This window comes from Campylobacter sp. RM12647 (genome assembly GCF_020138135.1).
Classification (GTDB): Bacteria; Campylobacterota; Campylobacteria; order Campylobacterales; family Campylobacteraceae; genus Campylobacter_E.
Genome location: NZ_JACGAS010000016.1, coordinates 15766 through 36088 on the forward strand (window position 1 = coordinate 15766; position 20323 = coordinate 36088).

At 27.8% G+C, this 20323-nt stretch carries 20 protein-coding genes; 5 read left to right on the forward strand and 15 right to left on the reverse strand.

All coding sequences use genetic code 11. The annotated features are described in order from the left end of the window. Nucleotide 1 precedes the first annotated feature (1 nt). A complete protein-coding gene (gene polA, locus AVBRAN12647_RS06690; RefSeq protein ID WP_336614894.1) occupies nt 2-2608 on the reverse strand; it encodes a DNA polymerase I in 2607 nt (868 codons plus the stop codon). Nucleotides 2609-2739: 131 nt separating this feature from the next. Between polA and AVBRAN12647_RS06695 the strand changes: the two genes are divergently transcribed. Next, nucleotides 2740-3660 (forward strand): bile acid:sodium symporter family protein, encoded by a 921-nt coding sequence (locus tag AVBRAN12647_RS06695; RefSeq protein ID WP_336608796.1) that lies wholly within the window; start codon nt 2740-2742, stop codon nt 3658-3660. An 81-nt stretch (nt 3661-3741) separates the two neighbouring features. Here AVBRAN12647_RS06695 and AVBRAN12647_RS06700 read toward each other — a convergent pair whose 3' ends face one another. The 3 genes from AVBRAN12647_RS06700 to AVBRAN12647_RS06710 are packed head-to-tail and all read right to left on the reverse strand — an operon-like array spanning nt 3742 to nt 4651. Continuing rightward, nucleotides 3742-3873 (reverse strand): hypothetical protein, encoded by a 132-nt coding sequence (locus tag AVBRAN12647_RS06700; RefSeq protein WP_275591981.1) that lies wholly within the window; start codon nt 3871-3873, stop codon nt 3742-3744. Between the two features lie 46 nt (nt 3874-3919). Beyond that, nucleotides 3920-4075: a CstA-like transporter-associated (seleno)protein gene (locus AVBRAN12647_RS06705; RefSeq protein ID WP_214118312.1), complete on the reverse strand. Its 156-nt coding sequence runs from the start codon at nt 4073-4075 to the stop codon at nt 3920-3922. 54 nt (nt 4076-4129) lie between these two features. Then, nucleotides 4130-4651, reverse strand: a complete 522-nt coding sequence (locus AVBRAN12647_RS06710; RefSeq protein ID WP_250325170.1) for a thermonuclease family protein — start codon at nt 4649-4651, stop codon at nt 4130-4132. Between the two features lie 54 nt (nt 4652-4705). Between AVBRAN12647_RS06710 and AVBRAN12647_RS06715 the strand changes: the two genes are divergently transcribed. Next, nucleotides 4706-5314 carry a LysE/ArgO family amino acid transporter gene (locus tag AVBRAN12647_RS06715; protein ID WP_336614895.1) on the forward strand — a complete coding sequence of 203 codons (609 nt, stop codon included), beginning with the start codon at nt 4706-4708 and terminating at the stop codon, nt 5312-5314. Nucleotides 5315-5494: 180 nt separating this feature from the next. On the opposite strand, the gene AVBRAN12647_RS06720 is transcribed toward AVBRAN12647_RS06715, so the two are convergent. The 10 genes from AVBRAN12647_RS06720 to napA all read right to left on the reverse strand — a co-directional run bounded on the left by AVBRAN12647_RS06720 (nt 5495) and on the right by napA (nt 14890). Continuing rightward, on the reverse strand, nt 5495-5809 hold the full coding sequence (locus AVBRAN12647_RS06720) for a hypothetical protein (protein ID WP_336612761.1): 315 nt from the start codon (nt 5807-5809) through the stop codon (nt 5495-5497). 180 nt (nt 5810-5989) lie between these two features. After that, nucleotides 5990-6367, reverse strand: coding sequence for an NINE protein (locus AVBRAN12647_RS06725; protein WP_214118308.1), 378 nt, complete (start codon nt 6365-6367; stop codon nt 5990-5992). Between the two features lie 180 nt (nt 6368-6547). Further along, nucleotides 6548-6706, reverse strand: coding sequence for a CstA-like transporter-associated (seleno)protein (locus AVBRAN12647_RS06730; RefSeq protein ID WP_214118306.1), 159 nt, complete (start codon nt 6704-6706; stop codon nt 6548-6550). After that, nucleotides 6687-8771, reverse strand: coding sequence for a carbon starvation CstA family protein (locus AVBRAN12647_RS06735; protein WP_336608798.1), 2085 nt, complete (start codon nt 8769-8771; stop codon nt 6687-6689). The genes AVBRAN12647_RS06730 and AVBRAN12647_RS06735 overlap by 20 nt, the downstream gene beginning before the upstream one ends. A gap of 133 nt (nt 8772-8904) precedes the next feature. Continuing rightward, nucleotides 8905-9216, reverse strand: a complete 312-nt coding sequence (locus tag AVBRAN12647_RS06740) for a chaperone NapD (protein ID WP_214118302.1) — start codon at nt 9214-9216, stop codon at nt 8905-8907. Beyond that, entirely contained in the window at nt 9216-10043 is an 828-nt protein-coding gene (locus AVBRAN12647_RS06745) for a hypothetical protein (RefSeq protein ID WP_336614896.1), read from the reverse strand. Before AVBRAN12647_RS06745 ends, AVBRAN12647_RS06740 begins: the two co-directional genes overlap by 1 nt. Next, nucleotides 10040-10561 (reverse strand): nitrate reductase cytochrome c-type subunit, encoded by a 522-nt coding sequence (locus AVBRAN12647_RS06750; protein WP_336614897.1) that lies wholly within the window; start codon nt 10559-10561, stop codon nt 10040-10042. The genes AVBRAN12647_RS06745 and AVBRAN12647_RS06750 overlap by 4 nt, the downstream gene beginning before the upstream one ends. After that, nucleotides 10558-11361 carry a quinol dehydrogenase ferredoxin subunit NapH gene (napH, locus tag AVBRAN12647_RS06755; RefSeq protein ID WP_336614898.1) on the reverse strand — a complete coding sequence of 268 codons (804 nt, stop codon included), beginning with the start codon at nt 11359-11361 and terminating at the stop codon, nt 10558-10560. Before napH ends, AVBRAN12647_RS06750 begins: the two co-directional genes overlap by 4 nt. Next, the gene (napG, locus tag AVBRAN12647_RS06760) at nt 11361-12113 is read right to left on the reverse strand and encodes a ferredoxin-type protein NapG (protein ID WP_336614899.1); all 753 of its coding nucleotides are present in this window, start codon (nt 12111-12113) and stop codon (nt 11361-11363) included. The genes napH and napG overlap by 1 nt, the downstream gene beginning before the upstream one ends. Nucleotides 12114-12118: 5 nt before the next feature. Further along, complete coding sequence (gene napA / locus AVBRAN12647_RS06765) at nt 12119-14890, reverse strand: periplasmic nitrate reductase subunit alpha (RefSeq protein WP_214118288.1); 2772 nt, start codon at nt 14888-14890, stop codon at nt 12119-12121. Between the two features lie 279 nt (nt 14891-15169). Between napA and nrfH the strand changes: the two genes are divergently transcribed. The 3 genes from nrfH (at nt 15170) to AVBRAN12647_RS06780 (ending at nt 18055) form a co-directional block, all read left to right on the forward strand. Next, entirely contained in the window at nt 15170-15637 is a 468-nt protein-coding gene (gene nrfH, locus AVBRAN12647_RS06770) for a cytochrome c nitrite reductase small subunit (RefSeq protein WP_214118286.1), read from the forward strand. 11 nt (nt 15638-15648) lie between these two features. Then, nucleotides 15649-17328 carry an ammonia-forming cytochrome c nitrite reductase subunit c552 gene (locus AVBRAN12647_RS06775; protein ID WP_336614900.1) on the forward strand — a complete coding sequence of 560 codons (1680 nt, stop codon included), beginning with the start codon at nt 15649-15651 and terminating at the stop codon, nt 17326-17328. Between the two features lie 184 nt (nt 17329-17512). Further along, a complete protein-coding gene (locus AVBRAN12647_RS06780; RefSeq protein ID WP_336614901.1) occupies nt 17513-18055 on the forward strand; it encodes a hypothetical protein in 543 nt (180 codons plus the stop codon). A gap of 1316 nt (nt 18056-19371) precedes the next feature. On the opposite strand, the gene hemH is transcribed toward AVBRAN12647_RS06780, so the two are convergent. After that, entirely contained in the window at nt 19372-20301 is a 930-nt protein-coding gene (gene hemH, locus AVBRAN12647_RS06785) for a ferrochelatase (protein WP_336608803.1), read from the reverse strand. Between the last annotated feature and the right edge of the window lie 22 nt (nt 20302-20323).

Sequence of the window (20323 nt, forward strand, 5' to 3'; positions counted from 1 at the left end):
TTTATTTTAATTTATCCCAACTTTTCCCAACACTCAAACTCGTTTTTAATTTAACTTTTAAACCATAAGCATTTTCCATTATATTTTGAGCTATTTTTGAAAATTCTAATACATATTCATCTTTTACTTCAAAAATTAATTCATCGTGAATTTGCAATATCAATTTTGCATTTTCACTCAAATATGGATAAATCTTAATCATAGCTAATTTAATTAAATCTGCTGCTGAACCTTGCAAAATGCTATTTATACATTCTCTATCGTTTGCATTATTTATCTTAATATCATTTGTATATTTGAAAAATCTTTTCCTACCTAAAAGCGTTTTGATATAACCTAAGTCTTTTGTTTGCTTTTTTGTATTTTCAAAATATTCTTTAATCAAACTAAAAGAAGCAAAATATTTTTTAATATAATCACTAGCATCGCTATATGGTATTTTCAACTCTTCACTAAGCCTTCTAGCACCCATTCCATAAATTAGACCAAAATTTATGCTTTTTGCATAATTTCTTTTATCTTTATCGCTCGTGCCAAAAATCTCAATAGCAGTTCTTGTATGAATGTCTTCATCAAATAAAAATGCTTTTAATAAATTTTCATCTTGGCTAAAATGAGCCAACATTCTAAGCTCAATTTGAGAATAATCAAGACTAATAAACGAATAACCTTTTTGCGGGATAAAAGCTTCTTTTAAATAACTTGCGTATTTGCTTCTAGCAGGGATATTTTGTAGATTTGGATTGTTTGAACTAAGTCTTCCTGTTGCTGTGCCTGTTTGTAAAAAGTTTGAACGCACTTTGAAATTTTCTTGATTATTTATATTTAACTCAAGCAATGGTAAAACATAGGTGCTAAGGACTTTGCTAGCGGTTCTATATTCTAAAATCAATTCAGCAATAGGATGCTCTATGCTTTGTAAGGCTGCTTCATTAGTTGAGCCTTTATAATTATCAGGTAGTTTTAATTTATCATATAAAATCTCTTTAAGTTGCTTTGGAGAATTTAAATTAAAGCTTAAGCCAACCATATTAAATATCTGATTTTCTAATTCTTTTAAATTAAGCTCTAATATATTTTGAAGATTTAATAATTTTTCTTTATTTAGTGTAATTCCATTATTTTCTAAAGAAATTAAAACTTTAATAAACTCACATTCAAAATCAAATTCTTTTTTGCGTTCATCATCTAAGTTTTTAAAAGCGTGTTCATAAATTGCTTTAGTTATAAACGCATCTTCGCTTGCATATTCACAAGCTAATTTGGTATCAATATCGCTAAAATTTTCGCCCTTTTTAACTACTTCTTCATAAGCTAAACAAGTATAATCAAAATACTCCTTAGCAAGATAATCAAGTGAGTATTTAGAACTTGAATCAAGTAGCCAAGCAGCTATCATACTATCTTTAAATTTCTTTGGATACGAAATACCTAAATCATTTTTCAGCATTTTTAAATCAAATTTTAAATTATGACCTATTATTACTTTTTCAAATATCTTATTTATAGCTTTTATTGCATCTTCTTTAGCAATATTTTTTGCATTTTTATGTAGTATTGGAACATAATAGCTTTTATCTTGATTGCAAAACGAAAATCCAACTATCTTATCATCATAATTAAGCCCTGTTGTTTCGGTATCAAATCCAACCTCATCTCCTAAATTGTCTATAATCTTAAATAATTCTTCTTTATCATCTAATAAGGTTTTTGTATATTTTAAGCTTACTTGTTTTTCTTCTTTTATCTCGCTTTGTTTATCTATAAATTTTAAGAATTTAAATAATTCAAATTCTCTTAATTCATCTTCAATATTATTAAATATATTAATACTTGGCTTACTAGCCTTGCTTAGAAAATCTCCTAAAGGCAAATCATCAACTAATTTTGCTAATTTTTTAGATAAAACTGCATCATCTTTATGTTCGGCTAATTTTTTTTGAGAACTTTTATTACCTAATACATTTAGATTTTTATATACATTATCAAGGCTATCGTATTCGTTTAATAGTTTTTTAGCAGCAACTGGTCCAATACCAGGAATACCTTTAAAATTATCAGCACTATCGCCTACTAAGGTTAAATAATCAAGCATTTGATAAGGCTTAACTCCAAATTTCTCAATACAAGCTAACTCATTTATAATCTCATAATTCTTACCAATTAGCTCGGTATTATTATCATCAAGCAATTGATAAAGGTCTTTATCGGTTGAATAAATGCTAGTAAATAAGCCTTGTTGCTTAGCAAACTTACTAACACTAGCAATAATATCATCAGCTTCATAATTAGGAATTTCTATTGATAAAAATCCTGATTTTTTAATAAGCTCGATACATACTGGAATTTGCTCTTTTAATTCAGGCTCTAATTCTTTTCTATTAGCCTTATAATCAGGCAAAAGCTCTTTTCTAAATGACCCGCCCGAGCTATCAAGTGCAAAAACTACATAATCACATTCAATTTCTTCAACAATTTTTAACATAAAATTTAATAAACCAAATATCATTCCTATTGGTTTTTCATCTTTTGCACTTTTTAAATTCCTCATCGCATAATAAGAGCGAAATAGCACATTTAAAGTATCTACTACTATTATTTTTTTCATATTTTCTACCTTTGATTTTGCCTTTATGTTATCAAAAGAATAATTAATAAAACTAATAAAAAACTAATTTTCATTTTTAATTTACTTTAAAGTTTAATTTAATAAATTTCGTGTTTTTTAAAGGAGATTTTATGAAAAAAATTAGCGATTTTATTTCAAAAAATTTAGCTATTTTGGTTTTAGTTTGCACTGCTTTTGCTTTGTTTTATCCAAGTATTTCTAATATTATTAAGACAAGTTATGTTAATTATTTGCTTGGAATTATTATGTTTGGAATGGGGCTTAGCGTTAGAGCTAGTGATTTTAAGGAGTTATTTTTAAGACCTAAAGATGTGATTATAGGTATTTTTGCACAATTTATAATAATGCCTTTTATAGCTTTTGTTTTGATTTTTGTTTTCAAACTTGATAGTGCTTTAGCAATAGGTGTTGCATTAGTTGGTGCTTGTCCTGGTGGCACTAGCTCAAATGTGATTAGTTACCTAGCAAAAGCTGATGTTGCTTTATCAGTTAGCATTACAAGCTGCACTACGATTTTAGCTCCGATAATTACTCCATTTATTACTTATTTATTAGTTGGAAAAAGCATTGATATTAACGCTATTTCAATGTTTGTTAGCATTATTCAAGTGATTATTATTCCTATTTTATTAGGTGTTTTAGCTCATAAGTTTTTACCTAAAATTACTGAAAAATTACAAGATATTTTGCCACTTATTTCAACCTTTGGAATTGTAGCTATAGTAATGAGTGTAGTTGGTGCAAACGCAACAAAAATCTTAGATAATTTAGGCATTATTTTAGTAGTTGTAATGCTTCATAATGTCTTAGGCTATCTTTTAGGCTTTTTTGCGGGAAAAATCTTTAAATTAGAATTAGCAAAACAAAAAACTCTAGCAATAGAAGTAGGAATGCAAAACTCAGGCTTAGCTGCTTCACTAGCAACTACTCATTTTGCTGCTTATCCTTTAGCTGCTGTTGTGGCTGCTTTATTTAGCGTATGGCACAATATTTCAGGTGGGATTTTAGCAACAATTTTTAGAAGATTTTAATATTTTAAATTCCTATTTTAATTTTAAAATAGGAATTATTTTAAATTAACTTGTAAAACTAAACTAGCTTCTTTTAAATAATCAACAACTTTTTTTAATCGTTTTAAATTCTTCTTCGCTTTTTGGCTTTTCGCCTGTTTTTTCACATTCAGCTAAGTATTTTTCATAGCTTTGAGTTTTTGTTTTAAAAAATGCTTTAAGCTTTTTAAACATTGCTTGTCCTTAATCTTGTATAAGCAAACTTGCTTCTTAATTAACCTCAAGCACAATTAGAATTTAAACGCTCTTTCTCACGCTTTAAAAATTCTTCTTTGCTTAAAGGCTCTTCATTTGGGTATTTTTCCTTATGTTCTCTTAAATAAGCTTCATAATCAGGAATACCACAAGCTGCTTTGAGTTTATCAAAAAATCCCATAGCTTTCTCCTTAAGTTAAAATAAAATCTAAAGATAACATAAAATATTTGCTAATCAATCTCTTTTATGCTCTAATCTAAATTCTCTTGGATTTTGTGGATTTTTACCTTGCCATAATCCTAATTTATTGGCTCTTGCGTATTTTTCATCATCTAAATATTTTTTCGTATAGTTTTGATACGACCACGCACAACCATTTCTTACCATTGCTTTATTTATATCTTCGCCATTAGCATAGACAATACCTACAACCCGTCCATATTTATCTTTGTCTTTAATCTCTAACTTAATATCTTTATTTTTAAGAAAATCACTTAGCATATTTTTACAAAATTGCCCGTATTCTTGAGCGCTTTCAGGTGCGTCTATACCATAAAATCTCACTTTGATTTTTTCTCCTTTGCTAAGCAAAACTATAGTATCTCCATCACTTACTTTTTCTAGTGAATACTCTTTAGTAAAAGAAGTAAAATAAGAAAAATTTGCAACTACTAAAAAAATAATTAAAGCAATTATTTGGTATTTAAATGGTAATTTTTTAATTAATTGCATTTGTGCTTTTGTTGGTTTTTTCATATTAATCCTTAAAATTATTTTTTTATATAATATTATTTTTAAAAGGATTTTACAATGGTTTTTATAAAAGGTTTTATATTAATATTATCATTAATTGTTGCTATCGGAGCTCAAAATATGTTTATAATAAAACAAGCAATATTAAAAAATCATATAATTTTAATATGCAGTATTTGTTTTATTTGCGATGCTATTTTACTTGCTTGTGGAGTATTTGGAGTTGGTAAAGTATTATTAAAAAACGAAACAATAAGTTTAATAGTTACAATTTTAGGTATATTATTTTTAATCACTTATGCGATGATTTCACTAAAATCAGCCTTTATGAACACTAATTGTGATTTTCAAAATGATAATGAAAAATTAAGTGTAAAAAAAGCAATAATTTTAACCTTAGCAATTACTTTACTAAACCCACATGTTTATTTAGATACCATATTTTTAGTTGGAGCAAACGCTATAAATATTCAACAAAATGAAAGGATATTATTTTTCTTAGGTGGTGTATGTGCTTCTTTTTTGTGGTTTTTTTCTTTAGGATTAGGAGTTAGTAAAATTAGTAAAATACTTTTAAATAAAAAAATATATTTTTTTATAGAAATATTAACTAGCCTAATAATGATTTATATAGCTTATGATTTATTAAAAATTTTAATCGATTAGCCATAAAATAGCTTTTTTGTTATTATTTTACGCTTTCTAATTTTAACTTCTTGATGATTTTAAATTCTAGTATTTAAAAAATTAGTCTAATCATAATTTTAATTTTTATTTATACATTAAGCTTTATTATAAAAATAACAGAGCTTAATGTTTTTATAACTTTAAGATAAAAATATTAAATCAGTTTTGTATTTTATTTTTATTCTTAGCTTTTTGTACAAAATATAATGCTATTAACGCTATTGCAAATCCTAAGATAAAAGTTAAACCATAAGAAGCATATAGTTCTAATGCCAAACGCTCTTGCGATATAAATTTATCAAATTCCCCTACACTTTTTACTAAGTTAATTGTTGCTTCAATATTTTTCAACGAGTTATAAGGATTATTAGGATTCTTTAAATACAACATAAAAGCAAATACCTTAGTGCTAAATAAACTAGCAGCTATTAAACCTACAATAACACCAATACCGATATTTTTCTTTTTTTTCATTTTTTCCTTTAATTTTATTTTCTTTATTTTTAATTTTAAAATGGATTAAAGGCAAAATATAGGCAAAATAACTTTGCAATATTTAATCTTACAAATTATTTAGCTTTTAATAATTCTGTTCTTTGCTATTATCTTTTGCACTAATTTTGCCGTTATTTGGTATTGAAAACCAATTATTACTTAGCCTATAGCTTGTAAAATTTTTTGATAATTACTTTGTTGAATTGCTTTATATACAAAATAAATATCTATTAAAACATAAATATATAAAGCCCATAAAATAAATATCCCTATAAAAAGAAATACACTAATTAAGCCTATTAAAAATATTCCTAATTTTAAAAAACCTAAAGACCTATTACCTTGATAAAACCTATCAATACCTAATATCCCGAAGAAAAACCCTAAATTCATTGCCAATATAGGGTGTTTGTAATTAATACAAGAAAGATTTTTGAATTTCTCTTCACTTAAGCTGTCAAGTTTATTGCTTAGCATAAACTTTTGCTCGCTTGATATTTTATTATCAAGCAACATTAAATAAGAACTTTTGTCCATAATGACTCCTTTGATTAAATAAAAGAGCTATTGTAATACCCCCCCCCGCTAACAAGAAGTTAATGGATTAAAATTATTTAATAATTATTCAAGATTTTTAAAAATAAAATTATAAAAAAAAGATAAAAAATATTTGCTAATAAAGATAATTTGTATTAGCTAACTAGCTACTTATCTTTATCAGCATTTTGTTTTACGCTTGCTTGTTTGTTCTATGAAAAACTCCTTTTTAGTTAAAGGAGTTTTATCAGGGTGCATTTTCTTAAAATGCTCTAAATATTTTTCATAATCAGGTGCTCCAAGCATTGCGTAAAAAAACTCACGAAGCTGCTTTTTCATAAACCACTTCTTTAAGTGGAATGCTAAACCTATTAGAATAACTTTCTTTCCAAATTAGAACGAATTTAATTCCAACTATTATGGTAACTAATAAGAAGAAAATCGTTAAAATAGCATTTACTACATTAGAATGTGCTACTTGTTTAGCTTTATTAAATTCTTTTAAAGTTGCTTCACTATTATCTCCTGCATTAATTTTTACTAATAGTTCATCAGCTTTAGCAAAATTAATTTGAGCTGTTGCTACGTGAGAAATTGAGTTTGCGATTTTACTTTCACTTTGTGGCAATACCTTTGCAATACCTGCTGTAAATGTAGTTGAGATTACAAAAAGCGCAGGTAAAACAATAGCTAAGATATACTTTCTTTTTCCCATTTTAATAAATACAGAGCCACATAAAAACATAGCAACTACTGCTAAAAGTTGATTTGATACACCAAAAAGCGACCAAAGTGAATAAATTCCGCCAAGTGGGTCAATCGCACCACCATATAAGAACCAGCCCCATCCAGCAACACAAATTAAAGTAGCGAATATATTTGCTCCTAAATTACTTGTGTTTGCAAGTGGCTTATAAACATTTCCTAACATATCTTGAACCATAAATCTACAAGTTCTAGTTCCCGCATCAACTGCTGTTAAGATAAATAATGCTTCAAATAAAATAGCGAAGTGATACCAAAATGCCATCATTTCCTTTCCACCGATTAGCTCGTGAATAATTAATGATAAGCCTATTGCAAATGTAGGTGCTCCACCTGTTCTACTTAATATAGTGCTCTCACCTATATCATTAGCAAGTGTTTGAATATCAGCAGGAGTTACGCTAAATCCCCAAGCACTAATAGCTGCACTCGCACTCTCAAGTGTCGTGCCTATAATTGCTGGTGCTGAATTTATTGCAAAATATACTCCAGGTTGAAGTATGCAAGCAGCAATTAAAGCCATAATAGCAACTGCACTCTCCATTAACATTGAGCCATAACCTACCATTTTTGCTTGTGTTTCATTTTCTAGCATTTTTGGACTTGTTCCACTAGAAATTAATGCGTGAAAGCCTGAAATCGCCCCACAAGCAATATTTATGAATAAAAATGGAAATAATCCACCCGCAAAAACAGGACCTGTGCCATCTATAAAATGTGTAACTTTTGCCATTTTAATTTCAGGAGAAACTAAAACAACACAAATAGCCATTATCAAAATTACACCGATTTTTAAAAATGTTGAAAGATAATCTCTTGGTGCAAGTAAAAACCAAACCGGTAAAATCGCAGCTATCATTCCATAGCCCATCATTATAAAGCTAAGTTCAAGAACGCTAAAATCAAAATGTCTTGCTAAATCAGGGTCGTTTGCTACAACTTTTCCTAAATATAAAGCTATCATAAGTAAAACAAAGCCAATTATACTAGCTTCTCCGACTGCACCTGGGCGAATAAATCTCATATAAATTCCCATAAAAATAGCAATAGGAATTGTTGAAGCTATTGTAAATGTCCCCCAAGGAGAATGTGCTAAAGCTTTTACAACAACCATAGCTAAAATAGCAATGATAATTAGCATAATAAGAAAAATTCCTATCATAGAAACAACACCAACGAAATTCCCCATCTCGTCTTTAATCATTTCGCCAAGACTTTTTCCACCGCGTCTGCTTGATACAAAAAGCACAACAAAATCATGCACGCTACCAACTAAAACGCCACCAATTAATATCCATAATACACTAGGCAAATATCCCATTTGAGCTGCTAGGATTGGTCCAACAAGTGGTCCTGCACCTGCAATTGCAGCAAAGTGATGGCCAAATAAAACATATTTGTTTGTAGGAACAAAGTCTTTTCCATCGTTAAGTGCTACAGCAGGAGTAATCTTAGTAGCATCAACGCCGCAAAGCTTAGTTTCTATAAACAAAGCATAAAATCTATAGCCGATTGTATAAATACAAACAGCAGCTACAACTATCCAAGCAGCATTTATTGTTTCGCCATTATTTAAAGCAATAACGCCCATACAAAATGCTCCAAGAATAGCAACAACTATCCATAAAAGCTTATTCATAGCTTCTCCTTAAAAATAAATTAATTTTTTAATCTAATTAAAAATGTGAGTAAGTATTATAATCTAAAATTATAATACTTATAAGAATTTTATATTAAAAGATAAAAATATAAAAAAATTACGAGTTAAATTATTAATATTTATTATAAATGTTTCCATAATACTCAATATTCTCTGCATTGCCTAAAGCATTTACTTTATCTGCTATTTTTTGAGCGTTAATTTCTAAATCAAATTCACTAGCTTCACTAAAAGCCATATTAACATCTATAACACTATCTAATCGCTTAATGGCATTAAAAGTTGCTAAAGTATTGTCAAAATCACTAGCTTCAATTAAAACGATAAATTTTTTATCAATTACTTGCTCTATGTTGGCATCTTTTATATTTTTTATTTCGTTTTCAAATTCTTCATTTGCAATAACTACTAAAGATGAAATCATTAAAAATCCTTTTTGTATAAAATTTTTGAATAAGCATTGAGCTTTAATGTATTTTTATCAAATAATATTGAATTAAGATATAAATTACCTATATTTATTTTATCCTTACCTATACAAATATTATTTTCTAAATCGCAAGAATAAGCAAAGTTTAAATTATCACTTAAAGCGCAATTATAAACTAAATTATCACTTTCTATATTAGTAATTTCATTTAATTGATCATCATTAATTATAACTTTTCTATCAGTTGAGCAAGAAATAATATTATCTTTTTTATAATCTACATTATAAATATTATCTTTATGAACTTCCTTGCTTATAAAATCATTAGAATTTAAATCATAAACAACTATTTTTCCACTTTCAAATCCTAAAGCAATTTTTGCCTTTTCTTTATTAATACTTGCAGCATTTATGCTTGCATTTGAAAAATGAACTTTTTTTATTAAGTTAAATGATAAATCTCTTATGATTAGTTCGCTTCCTAAAGAAGTAAGAATTATTTTATCTTTATATAAAAATGCCTTATTAATATCGCTTGAGATTTTAAATTTCAATAATTTATTATCTTTATAAATGTTTAAAGTCTTTAATCCATCTTTTGAGCTAATTGCTAAAATGCTACTATCGTAATCATCAATAAAAATAATATTATCATCAAGGCTTAAAACCTTATCATTATTTTTATAAATATCATTGCCACACGCCACAAATTCATTATTAATATAGTTTATATAACAATCATATTCTAAATATTCTAATTCATTTAGGTTTAGCTCACTTGCTAAACCTAAACTAGCTATAAATAATAGCAATTTTTTCACTTTAATCCTTCATTTATTACATCAAGTAAATTTGAACGATGTTTGCCTAATTCATCATTTCTAAAATCAGGTTTAAATGTGTTTTTGATTCCACTATCAATATTTGCTTGTGGTGCGTGGCATTGAACGCAGTTATATCTTGCTTGAGATATAGAATCAAGTTTTTTCTCATTTCTTAAATCATAATAATGGCTTGCTGGCATAGGAGTTGCTTCTTCAATACTAAGCTTTATACGCTCATTATCAGCACCTAAATCATGACAGCTAAGACACATATTATTATCTTGAGTAATTGGTAAAAAATCTTCTACATTGTGTGGAATTTGTGGTGGAGCATTTAAATAAGCTCTTTCAAAACGCTCTGCTTCTCCAGCTTCTTTTTCAGAGTATGTAAAATTCTTGATTTCTAATTTTGTTTCATCGTTTAGTGAATGTTTTCTTAAACCAATTTCAGTATCACTCACACTAGCAGCAATCAACAAACTACTAGCAGCTAAACTTAAAAATATTTTTTTCATTTTTTTCCTTTCAAAAAATTAATTAAATTAAAATTAAGTGCATCATCATCGCATACTTCAATACATCTAGCACACTTAATGCACTCACTATTGCTAACATTACCACTATATTTTGTAATAAGTGATAATACTTGAGCTTCTGGACAAATCATTTTGCATTTCATACATTTAGTGCATTTATTTAAATCATAACTTACTTTTAACATAGCAAATTTTGAAATTAAACTATAAAAAGCACCTAATGGACAAAGATGCGAACAAACTAAATTCCTTTGCACAAATAAATCAAGTAAAAATATAATAATTGCAACAAATATAGCCGAAGTTTGCATAAAAATTATTCCCCTAGTAATTATTCCTATATGAGAATACTTTTCAAATACTGGCTCATTTGCTATCAAACACAAAATCAAAATACTAAATAATATAAAATATCTAGTGTTTTGTTTAAAATTAGTCAGCTTAGAGCTTTTAAAACTTGTGTTTTGCTTGATAAAATCTGCTAAATTTGTAATCAAATTAACAGGACAAACAAAAGAACAAAATACGCGACCCAAAAATAAAGCATAAATAATAAAAACTAAAAATGCAGATATAAATAATCCCACATTAAGAGTAAAAATTGCTAAAAATATTTGCAAATACGCAAAAGGGTCGCTTAAGCTAATACTATTAAATAATAGCGAAGAGCTAAGATTTCCTTTTAAAATAAAATCAGCACTAGGTAATATAAATAAAACTAAAAGTCCTAATTGGATAAATCTTCTTAAAATCAAATATTTATTTTTTAATATCTTCATTAAAATTCTCCATCATTTAGGTAATTTATAGCTTTTTTCTCATCGTGTTTTTTGCTAGTATCTATGTGTTTTAATCTTTCATCATCACCACTAACCCAGCCTTTAACATAATTATCATTTCTCTCACCCAATATAAAACTAGTAGGCAAAATAACAATAGCTGGCTTTTTAGTAATACAAACTTTTTCACATAAACCACAACCCACACAATAATCATAATCAACCTTAGGCACTAACATTGCATGTTTTTTAGTTCGCTCATTTCTTTTATATTCAAGCTTTAAAGCTTTATCTATAAAAGGACACGCCCTATAGCAAGCATCACATTGAATTCCAAAATGAGCTACACAAGAGCTTTCATCTACTATTGCACGACCAATATTTACTAAAGAAATTTTATCAATACTTTTATCTAGCGCATCTGTCGGACAAGCCTTAATACAAGGCAAATCATCGCATAAATAACAAGGAATTTCATTTGCACTAAATTTAGGAGTTCCTAAACTAGCAAATTCCCCTATCTTAGCTAAACTTAAAGTATTATAAGGGCAAGCTTTTACACATTTAGCACAACGAATGCAATTAGCCAAAAAATGTTTTTCACTAACAACTCCTGGTGGGCGTAAGAAAAAACCTTTCTTTAACTCAATTTTGCTTTCACTTTTTGGTGTATCGTTTAGTTTGAATATACTAAAAGTTCCAACACCAACTGCTAAAATCTTTATAGTATTTGTAAAAAATTGCCTTCTCATAAATATTACGCCTTAGTTATTTTTACTGCACACTTTTTAAAATCAGTTTGTTTTGAAATTGGACAAGTTGCATCTAATGTAACTTTATTAATATAAACATTCTCATCAAACCAAGGAACATAAACAAGACCTCTTGGTGGTTTATTTCTTCCACGCATATCAATACGAGCTTTAACTTTTCCACGGCGAGATTCTATCCATACTAATTCTCTTTGCTCAACTCCTAAAGCTTTAGCATCTTCTGGGTGAATATAACACATAGCTTCAGGAACTGCACGGAATAATTCAGGAACTCTCATTGTCATTGTTCCACTATGCCAATGCTCTAAAACCCTACCAGTACATAACCAGAATGGATATTCTTCAGATGGTCTTTCAGGTGCTTTCATAAATGGTCTAAAGAAAATCTTAGCTTTATTTGTAATTGCTGTTGCTTCTTCGCTTGTTGGTTTTACTAAATCACCACTTTTAATTGATTTATCAAAATCCCCATAGAATGCAAAATCACCTTCAGGATTTGCTTTTTTAGCATATACATCATATTTTGTATTAAATCTCCATTGAGTTTCTTTACCATCAACAACAGGCCATCTTAAGCCCCTTACCTTATGATAAGTTTCAAAACTAGCTAAATCGTGTCCGTGACCAGCTCCGAATTTTCTATATTCTTCCCATAAATATTTTTGAATAAAGAAATTATAGCCTTTAAATACATTGCCATCACTACCTTTTACATTTCTACTATCGCCTTTAACTTCGCTATTTAACCAATCTTTTAAACTTTCACTATCATCTAATGAAATTTCTTTACATTCTTTATTAGCAAATAAAACATCATATAAAGTATCATCTTCTTTATATCCCATTTCTTTAGCTTTTTCTAATACGCTTGGTAATGTTGTCTTTTCATCAATTTTTACTTCATTCCAAACTTCGCTTAATTTAAAGCGTTTGCTAAGCTCTAATAATTGCCATAAATCACTCATAGCTTCGCCAACTGGCAATACTTGTTGTCTCCAATGTTGAGTTCTTCTTTCTGCGTTTCCGTAAGCTCCCCATTTTTCATAAATCATAGCTGTAGGTAAAATTAAATCCGCAACTTTTGCACTAATTCCAGGATAGCAATCACTTACTACTATAAAATTATCTTTTTCTCTAGCAGCTTTTATCCAGTGATTTGCATTTGCAGTATTTTGCCAAGGATTATTTACCATAACCCATGCGAATTTTTGTTTTCCATCTTCAAGATTTCTCATCATTTGCATAAAGTGATTTCCTTGAACACCATTAATTGTTCCTTCAGGAACTTTCCAAAGTTCTTCACTTTTAGCTCTATGTTTAGGATTTGCTACAACCCAATCAGCAGGTAAGCGGTGTGCGAAAGTTCCAACTTCTCTTGCTGTTCCACAAGCACTTGGCTGACCTGTTAAAGAAAATGCTCCATCACCTGGTTTTGCTTGTTTTCCTACTAATAAATGCACAGTGTATGCAAGTTCATTTACCCAACTACCACGAGTATGTTGGTTAAAGCCCATAGTCCAAAAGCTTACTACCTTTCTACTTTTTTCAATATATAAATCAGCTAATGCTTTTAATTTTTTCTTAAATTCTTCTATATCTTCATCAGGATTTCCTTTAGCTACGCTTGCAACATAATCTAATGTATAAGGTTCAAGTGCTTTTTTGAAATCTTCAAATTGAATTTGCCAGTTAAGTGCTGCTTGAGCTTGATGTTTCATTTCAAATTTTTCGCCATCTTTTACACCTAAATGACTTAACGCTATTGCTTCATCTTTATCTAAAGTGATTGCATTTTCTTTAGCTACGGTATCTTTTTCAGCTTCGCTAAAGCTTGGATGATTTGGATTATTTCTCATTCCATATCCAATATCAGCAAATCCTGTTGTAAATACACAATGATTTTTTACAAATTCCCAATCAATTGCTTTTGGATTGTTATATACAATTTCTCTAGCAATATAATTCCATATTGCAATATCAGAACTTGGAGTAAATATAAGTTCCATATCAGCAATGTCGCTAGTTCTTGTTGTATAGGTTGAAAGATTTACAATTTTTACTTTTTCAGGGTCTCTTAATTTTCTATCACTTACACGGCTCCATAAAATTGGGTGCATTTCAGCCATATTTGAACCCCAACAAATAATAGTATCAGTAAGTTCAATATCATCATAGCAACCTGCAGGCTCATCAATACCAAATGTTTGCATAAAGCCAATAACAGCACTTGCCATACAATGTCTAGCATTTGGGTCTATATTATTGCTTCTAAAACCAGCTTTAAATAATTTTGAAGCAGCATATCCTTCTTGAATAGTATGCTGACCACTTGCAAACATTCCTATACCATTTACACCTTGTTCTTTTAAAGCTTTTTTCATATGTTTTTCCATCTCATCAAAAGCTCTTTTCCAAGATACTGGAGCAAATTTTCCGTTCTTATCAAATTCGCCCTTAGCATTTACTCTTAATAAAGGCGTTACAAGTCTGTCTTCTCCATACATAATTTTTGCATTAAAATATCCTTTAATACAATTTAAACCACGATTTACAGGTGCTTCAGGGTCGCCCTTAGTAGCTACAATTTTGCCATTTTTAGTAGCAACCATAATACCACAGCCAGTTCCACAAAATCTACAAACTGCTTTATCCCAAGTCCATTCACTTGTTTCATCTTTTGCTAAAGCAATAGTAGGATTTATGCAAGCTGCTGCACTTGCAACTGCTGTGCTCTTTAAAAAATCTCGTCTTTGCATTTATTCTCCTTATAATAATAATGTAAAAATAGATTAGATTATTTGCTTTAAAATCTTATTGATTAAGATTAATATTTTTTTTAAAGTAAAGCGCATAAATATTATCAACATTAAATTAACTTAAAATTCTTAATTCAATAAAAATTGAAAAAACATTCATAAAATAATATAAAATATTTAAAAATTAAATTAAATTTAAAAAAATATATTAATTGCCATCAATTATTTTTAAGCTTTTTTATATTAAAGTAGTGTTTCAAATTTTCACAAGGTGTATAAATGAAAAAACCAACAAACAAACTTTTATTAGCCCTTTGCATAGTAATTGGGATTTTTATTGGTGGTGGAATTTATACTTTTATAATAGCAGATGGCTTTTTAATGATGACTTCTAAACCTGAAGCCTGTAGTAAATGTCATATTATGACAGATGTTTATGATAGTTGGGCAAAAGGTGAGCATTCAAGCAATGCAGGTTGCGTAGATTGTCATTTACCTCAAGGTGATGTGGTAGCTTATTGGACTAAAAAAGCTTATCACGGATTAAAACACGGCTATTATTTTACAGTAGGAGGAAATCCACCTAATTTAGAACCTACCGAAATGACACACGAAGATGTTAATCGCAATTGTGCGACTTGTCATAAAGACTACGCACATAATGCAATCAATGCAACGACAAAATTAAATAGCGAGCCACTTGATTGCCTTAGCTGTCATAGAACAATAGGTCATTTACATAATTAAAAGGAGAAAATATGTCAAAATCAGTTTATGTTGCGGCTATTGTGGTAGCTGCTTTAGGTGGTGCAGGCTTATTTGCACTTAATACAAACATTGCAGAACATAAAGGTGAAAGTAAAACTCAACCATTAAAAACTTTTGAAATTAGTGATGAAGAACCAGATTTTGCAAAATGGGGTAGAAATTTCCCAGCTCAATTAGATGGTTATTTACAAATGAAAGATGAGTATATTGAAACACCATTTGGTGGAAGCTTACCTTATAGTAAGATTATTCGCTGGCCGGCTGCAACAACATTTTGGAATGGATATGCTTTTGCGGTTGATTATTCTAAACCAAGAACTCACTATTACTCACAAATTGACCAAATGGAAACAAAAAGAAACAATAAAGAATATCTAAATGCTCACGGATTACCTGCATTTAAAGGTCAGCCTGGTGCTTGTGTAAATTGCCATACTGGATTTTTAACTGCTATTTATAAAAGTGATAAATTAAGCCCAAGTTTTATGCTGGGTAAAACTGAAGTAATGGGTGCAAAGAAAATGGGATTTTTTGACGCATTTGGTGAAAAAGGCGAAGCTATGAAAGAAGCTTGGACAAATATGAATAAAATGCCTTATTTTGATGTTATGAAAAAAGTAGAAGAAAAATACGGAGATGGAATTCACGGCTCTCATATGGGATCAACCTGTGCAGATTGTCATAACCCAGATGATATGAGCCTTCGTGTAACTCGCCCTGCTTTTGTTAATGCTATGGTTTTAAGAGGCTATGAAGCAGACGCTAAAAGTGGTATCAAAGCTAGTAGAAAAGAAATGAGAAATTATGTTTGTATGCAATGCCACGTTGAGTATTATTTTGAAGGTAAAGATAGCACTTTAACATTCCCATGGACAAAATGGAAAAAAGATGAAGCATTTAAAATAGAGAATTTTGATGAATACTATGATGAAAAATTTGCAAATGGCGAATTCCCATATGATTACATTCAAAAAGATACAAAAACAAAAATAATTAAAATGCAACACCCAGAAGCTGAAATGTATTCAAGCTCTTTACATTATAGAAGTGGTGTAACTTGTGCAGATTGTCATATGCCATACAAAAGAGATGGAGCAAACAAAGTAACTAATCACAATATACTATCTCCATTAGCTGATATAAATGCAGCTTGCAAAACTTGCCATCCACAAAGCGAACAAGTATTAAAAGATAGAATTAGCTTTATTCAAAATCGCCACGCTTATGAGCTTAGAGGTTGTGAAAATAACTTATTAGCATTAATTGCTGATATAAAAACAGCTCGTGAAGAATTAGCAAAACTTCCTGAATTTGCAAATCTTGAAGATAAAGCAAGAGATGATGCTATTTCAAAAGTTATAGAAAAAGCACAATATGCTCATAGAAAAGCACATATTAGATGGGACGTATCATTTAGTGAAAATAGCTATGGCTTCCACTCACCACAAGAATTTATGAGAATTATAGGTCAATGTAAAGAAGTAGCTAGAGAAGGACAAGTAGAGTTAGCAAATGCGTTAGCTCCTTATGGAATTAAAATTGAATTAACAAAAACAGCAACAATTCCAGCAGCACCTCTAAAGCTAGATCACAAACCACCAACAGGTTCTCTACCAACAGAAACTATGAAAAAAGTTGATGAGGATGTAAAAAATCTAAACTTTAAATAAAAAATTGCGAGATTTTCTCGCAATTTACTCATTAATTAAAGCCCAATTTTAATAGCATAAAAATTAAAACATTATATAATTGAAAATAAGAATTTAGTTTAAATATATTTTAATTAGTGTTAAAGCTAACTAATTTAATTGCTAAAATAATGTAATCTTAAATTATCAAAAAAAGGCTTATATTATGCAAAATGATAAAGAAATAATTCTGATAGTAAATCTTAAAAAAAGCTTATTGTTTTCTATATATAAATCACTATTTTTATTATTTCCTAATGTTATTGTATGCTTGTTTATCATTTTAATTTTTGCTTGTTCTTTGTATTTTAATGATGGTTATTTAGTGATATTGCTATTTGTTTTATTTGCCCTTCCTCACCATTTTCGTTTTATGCTTTTTCCACTTATGATAAGAAAAATTATCTGTTATGATGAGTATTTTGAAATCATTAGGCTTTTTAGTAAAACAAGGATATATTATGATAATTTAAAAGAATATTATTTCGAATATTTAAAAACTAGATTTTCATCACACAAGATTTTGCATCTATCTTATAAAAACAAATTCTTTAGCAGCATTATAAACACCGAATTGCTTAATCCAGATGATTTAGAAAAATTAATAGAATTATTAAACGCAAAGGGTATTAATAAAAAAGTTTCAATCATAGATGATAAAATATTTTATAATGTTTTTAGTATTGTAGATAAAATCTTTAAAATTTAAATCTAAGTTATTAAGAGTTTTAAAGGTATTACAACTAATAAAAGTAGCACAAATATAATCTGTATTAAAAATCAAATTCTCATTTTAAATTCTAAATTTTAAAACTAAACTTATTTGTAAAATCTAAAATATTAGAATTTAAAATATACACAATTAATAGTATTTTAAATAGCTTTTATTAGTAATTTTTCATATTAAATTATGAAATTTAAATTATAAATTTCAAATACAAATTCTTATTTTAAATTCCATAATATTTAACATCAAAATAAATGAAATAACAACTAGAATATAAAAACTGCTGTTAAGAAACCTACCTTGATTTTTATAAATATAAGTAAGTATAAAGGTTAGAAAAACCTAGATTATGTTAAAACAAAGATAATGACTAATTATGTAATAAGGATACGAGAATAACTAAATGAAGTTTGTATCCGTCCCCTTCTAAGTAAAAATAAATCAGAATAAGTTTTTGAATAGAAAAAATCTATTAATTTTTAAATTTATTAAATGAAAACAGAAAAAATTACAAAGCAAATATTTGCCTTGTAAATCCACATTCTCAACCATTGCAACATTTTAAAATTGTGATAATAAAAACTTACTATTAGCTTTAAATTATAGATAAAAATATTTAAAGCCAAGAATTTTTTTACTCGCTAAAGTTAGATGAATTTTTATGGAATATATTGCTTAAGCTTGACTTAATATTATTTTTGCGAAACTCAAACTGCATAAAATATCATTAAAATATGATTTTAAGGACTTAATAAGATTAATTTAATTTTACCTATTTTGTAAAATTTAATAACGATTATACATATTTTTCGTGCATTAGTTTTTATACTTTAAAAGCTCTTTAAATTCCATTATAAAACTTTAACGATATTACAATCAAGTATTTTAAAAATTCGCCACATTTTGTATATGATATATATATTTACTACTTACATTTTTTAATGTTATTTTTACAATTTTAATTATAATTTTATTTGCTTTGCTAATAAAAAACACTTAAAACTCTAATCTTTTATATTTTTAAAATTAGTTTAAAATTTAATAAAATATATATTAACTTAAAAACTATGGAATTTAAAATAAAAGTTTATTTTTTAAATCTAATTTTAGCCAAACTACTATTTTATATTCCAAATAAATCTATCTATAAATACCATAAAATCTAAAAAATTGAAATAAGAATTTCAAAACTTAATATAAATTGTAAAGAATAAATAAGATACCAATTATAAACAAGTAAAATTATTGAAATTCTTTTGATAAGTTATTTATATTAGTTAGAAAAAATCATTTTAATCTTAAATTTTATTTTGACTTTCATAATTTAAATTAGTATTTGCAAATTCCAATTTGCTTAAGATATATTTAGCAAAATCTTCACTATCATTTGGACATTTACACACATTATAATCACCTTTATACTGATGTCTATATTCAATATCTAATTCTAAAATAGTTTCAGAACAATCAATACAAAATGATAGTGGATATATTAAAACACTTTTATTGCCTAATTTATCTAATTCATCACTAAGTGCAGGTTCTAACCATTTTACAGGTCCTAATTTTGACTGATAAGCTAATTTAATTTCTTTAAAATCGTTTTGTAATTTATCCTTTAATATAGCAAAATGTTCTTTTATATGCTCTTCGTAAATATCACCCTTTTCTATAGTTTTTATCGGTAAAGAATGTGCTGATATTATCAAGCAATCAATATTTTTATATTTTTGTATCTCATTTAAAATAATATTATTATAAAGCTCATCTTGGTAAAAATAAGGTATTTCTTTTATACTGATTTTTTTATCAAAATTTTTATAAAAATCTTGTAAAGATGATGTGGTAGTAGTTATAGAATGATGTGGATATAAAGGAAATAGTATTATTTCATCATTATCTTTAAAATCATATTTAGCTAAGACTTCTTTAGCAAAAGGCGGAACATAAGTTGATATAAAATCAAAATGAAAATCTTTTTGCAAAGAATTTAATTTATCACAAAGAGATTTTTGGATTTTAGTTAAAGGACTTTTACCACCTATTTTATTATAATTTTCTTTCATAGATTTAATACGAAATTTTCTTATCATAAATGCTACAAGACTTCTTAAAAAATCTGATTTTATTCCCAAAATATTTGGGTCATTAAACATATTTTTTAAAAATACTTCACATTCATCAATTTGATTTACGCCACCCATATTGAGTAAAAAAACATACTTCATATACAAACCTAAAATTATCCAA